Source organism: Photobacterium japonica (genome assembly GCF_050337005.1).
Lineage (GTDB): Bacteria > Pseudomonadota > Gammaproteobacteria > Enterobacterales > Vibrionaceae > Photobacterium > Photobacterium japonica.
Map to the genome: position 1 here is coordinate 1 of NZ_JAKJSN010000114.1, position 3499 is coordinate 3499.

Annotated in this window: 3 protein-coding genes and 1 pseudogene; 2 read left to right on the top strand and 2 right to left on the bottom strand. The window is 41.0% G+C overall.

All coding sequences use genetic code 11. From position 1 onward, the window contains the following. Nucleotides 1–685, bottom strand: a 685-nt coding sequence (locus L4C36_RS23445; protein WP_428480184.1) for an IS110 family RNA-guided transposase, incomplete at its 3' end; no start/stop codon positions are given. Between the two features lie 102 nt (nt 686–787). Here L4C36_RS23445 and L4C36_RS23450 point away from each other — a divergent pair. Then, nucleotides 788–1495 carry a DUF4145 domain-containing protein gene (locus tag L4C36_RS23450; protein WP_100088298.1) on the top strand — a complete coding sequence of 236 codons (708 nt, stop codon included), beginning with the start codon at nt 788–790 and terminating at the stop codon, nt 1493–1495. A 175-nt stretch (nt 1496–1670) separates the two neighbouring features. Beyond that, on the top strand, nt 1671–2693 hold the full coding sequence (locus L4C36_RS23455; RefSeq protein ID WP_428480185.1) for a hypothetical protein: 1023 nt from the start codon (nt 1671–1673) through the stop codon (nt 2691–2693). Nucleotides 2694–3181: 488 nt separating this feature from the next. On the opposite strand, the pseudogene L4C36_RS23460 reads toward L4C36_RS23455, so the two are convergent. Then, a pseudogene (locus tag L4C36_RS23460) lies at nt 3182–3316 on the bottom strand (IS91 family transposase); the annotation flags it as partial. Nucleotides 3317–3499: the final 183 nt, after the last annotated feature.

Consider the following 3499-nt stretch of genomic DNA (forward strand, 5'->3'; position numbering starts at 1 on the left):
TCACTGCCGTCGCAGTAATGGGGCCGATACCTGCCACTTTCATTATCTTTTTGGCATTATGGCTGCGAGATACCAGCATATCAAAGCAATGTTCCTGATCGTCAATGCGCTGGTTGAGTACTAAAAGGTGGTCGTAACAATCAGCGATGATTGCTCTGGCTAAATCGGGCAGTAGGTTTTCGGCATCTYCCAGCGCATCGGGAATGGCGYGTTGGAGAGCATGACGACCGACAGGAGCGATGATACCGAATTCTGCCATCATCGCGCGGATCTGGTTAAGTAACGCCGTGCGTTCATGTACCCAATTTTCGCGGGCGCGATGAAGCATCAAAATCGCTTGCTGCTCGGGAGATTTGATTTTTACGAAGCGTGTTGAAGGACGGGCAACGGCGATACAAATAGCGACTGCATCGTTAAGATCGTTTTTGGCGCCCGTTCTGAAAGGCGCCACATACTTGGCCGCCATGATTTTTGGTGTATGACCAAGCTTTGTTAATTCACGCGCCCAATAATGGGCACTGCCACAGGCTTCCATCCCAATGATAGCGGGCGGAATGTTTGCAAACATTTCAAGAACTTTAGACCTTGATATTGTTTTGTGGATCAATACCTTGCCTGTCGCATCTTCGCCATGGATACTGAAGCTATGTTTGGCTAAATCGATGCCATAGAGTGATTTTGACATGGTGACCTCCGAACATATATCGTGTTTGACTCTTCAAGTGTGGCAGAGTCTGGATGAGGGGGAGTCCATGCCATTCGTTAGATTTAATGAAGGAAGTTTTATATGGCGGTAAAATTTGGATGGACTTGTCCTTACTGTAATCGTGATGCGACTATTACGGAATCAAACTACAGTGAGTCGCATCATATCTTTGACGAAAATAACAAAGTAGGTGAGCTGGGTATCATAACTAAAGTTATCACTTGTCCCAATGAAGAGTGTAGAGATTTCACCATCGTAGGAAGTTTGCATAAAACATACTACAACCACTATCGTTACTTAGAGGATGAAGCTTTAATCTCATGGAGCTTAAAGCCTCAATCGAATGCTAAGCAATTTCCATCATATATCCCAGAAGCGATTATTGGCGACTATGATGAAGCATGTTTGATTAGAGAGCTTAGTCCTAAAGCCTCTGCTACGTTGTCTCGTCGTTGCCTACAAGGAATCATTCGCGATTTTTGGGGAGTGAAAAAGGGTCGGCTAGTCGACGAAATAAATGCAATCAAAGACAAAGTAGACCCTATTACTTGGCAAGCTATTGATGCAGTGAGAAATATTGGAAACATTGGGGCGCATATGGAGAAGGATATAAACCTTATCATAGATGTTGAGCCCCAAGAGGCTCAATTATTAACTGGTTTGATAGAAATCTTAATTAAAGATTGGTATGTAACTCGACAGGAAAGGCAAATTCACCTCGAAAGTATCATTGGTGTTGCTGGGCAGAAGGCTGAGGCCAAAAAGAAAAATCAGGCAGTGTCTAACTAAAAATCTAACAAACAATTCAAGCTGATTCGCAACGCTCGGCGCTTTCGGTTTCAATTAGTTTGGTGATTACGGTGAAGTGCTTGGGCAATGTGGCAGCGTTGCTCACAACTTAATTGGGCGTTAGGTTTATACTCTCAACCTATTAATATTGAATCAATTTATGGATCATATTTGAATGATGGAAAAGCAATTCAGCAACTTCGTTGCATTATCTCAAGAAGCTTATCCAATTTACATAAACTCTTTCGAGAGACGTCAGTTAAAGCATGTCAATTTTCCAAAATTAGATAAATATATAAATCAAAATTGTTTATCAGGTTTAACACTTGAAGACGAAAGTGAAGAATATTTGTCAATTGAAGCTAAGTTGGATGGAATTAATGGTAGCTTATTTTCTAGGTTACCTACCAAGAGGTTGCTTGAGTGTGTTCTATCCACTACGTTTGAAAAATGTTGCTTTAGAATGTCACCATCTATGGAGGGCTATGTTAATGAAGCCAAACACAGTTATAAAGTCATTAACCAACTGTCTAAGAGTGGTGATTTAGATGTATCTATATTCTCGGGGTTATCTGGTTTAGTTCTAAGAGAGTTTGATGAGATTGATTTGGGTGATTTAGTTGTCAGAAAAGTTAATATACATCAGAATCATATTGATACGATTAAGTACACGCTTGAGATGGACGGTGTTCGAACGAACATTATGGGTGTGGTGATTGAGTCAAAGTATGCAGCAAAAGTTCATAGAAACCCTGACATAGATAAAACAGTTTCGTTTGAAAAAGAGTTCCCGGAAGCACTAAGATTGGATAACCAGAATAGGGTTAATAACTTTGCGTTAGCTCTTATGATAACAAAAAATATACAAAAACCTATCGAGGTGTATTTCTCAGAATCTACATTCTTATTTAAAGAACGATGCTGTTTTAACATCGGAAATGATGTTTTTAACGGACCTAAAATAGTTTTAAAACAAGATGAAGTAGAGGAATTAAAGTATTGGTACAATGCATTAAGTGTTAGCAAGTCAAAGCATATTGTAAAACCAATTCAAGACCTGCAATCATCTATTTTAAAGAGAAATGATGATAAATATGCTTTATTAGATGCTTTAATATCGTGGGAATCGATGTTTACCACAAAAGATAGAGGTATTAAGGAAACTTTAAAAGACTCCATATCCAAATTTCTAGAATGAGATACTCCCGAGTTTCGTGAAAGAATAGGGAGGTTATATAAACTAAGAAGTGACATTGTTCATGGTCGTGAGCCTCGCCTAGGAGAGGGTGAAACACTCGGTGGAGTGAGAAAAGAAGTAACTGAAATAGCGCTCAGCTGTCTAAAAAGGCTAGTTTTGGATTTGGAACTGAGAGATATATCAGCAGTGTCCAGAGCAAAACAGCTGAAAAGTGGGTAATAAACCTAACAAATAAGGATTAAGGTGTTGCGCAGCCAACACTAAATCCCGGGTGCTGAACAAGCCCGGCGCCTCTTTATAAAGTAAATTGTGCGATCTGGTTTGAAGGGGGCATCGCTCTGCCTCTTTTCTCAAGACGAGCGATGCCAAGATAATACTTTGAATGCCGTATTATCAGTGAGTTAGCTGTTTTCATTGTCTCTTGGCTGTCATCTCTCCTCTGCGCTACTTACCATTGCACCATTATCCTTATTCTGTTCGCCTTTCGGCTATCTCGGTCGGCTGACGCCCACACAGGCCATCTCATGTTGACAGCAGGGACAGACACGAACGGCTTTGGTCTTGGTTATCGGTACCGTCGGTGGCGTGTAATAAAACAGACCGAGCAACAGCAGTTGAATACGTACAGGCATTAACCTCAATGAGAGCAGGATATTTGCAAACGTTGCAAGAACCTAGATCGCCCTCTGAGTTTTACGTTGTAAAGACTGTTTTTTGGGTCAAGACGTAGCCTGTCGCATCTTCGCCATGGATACTGAAGCTGAATCTTTGTGGAATGGCGCTAAATCGATGCCATAGAGTGAAAG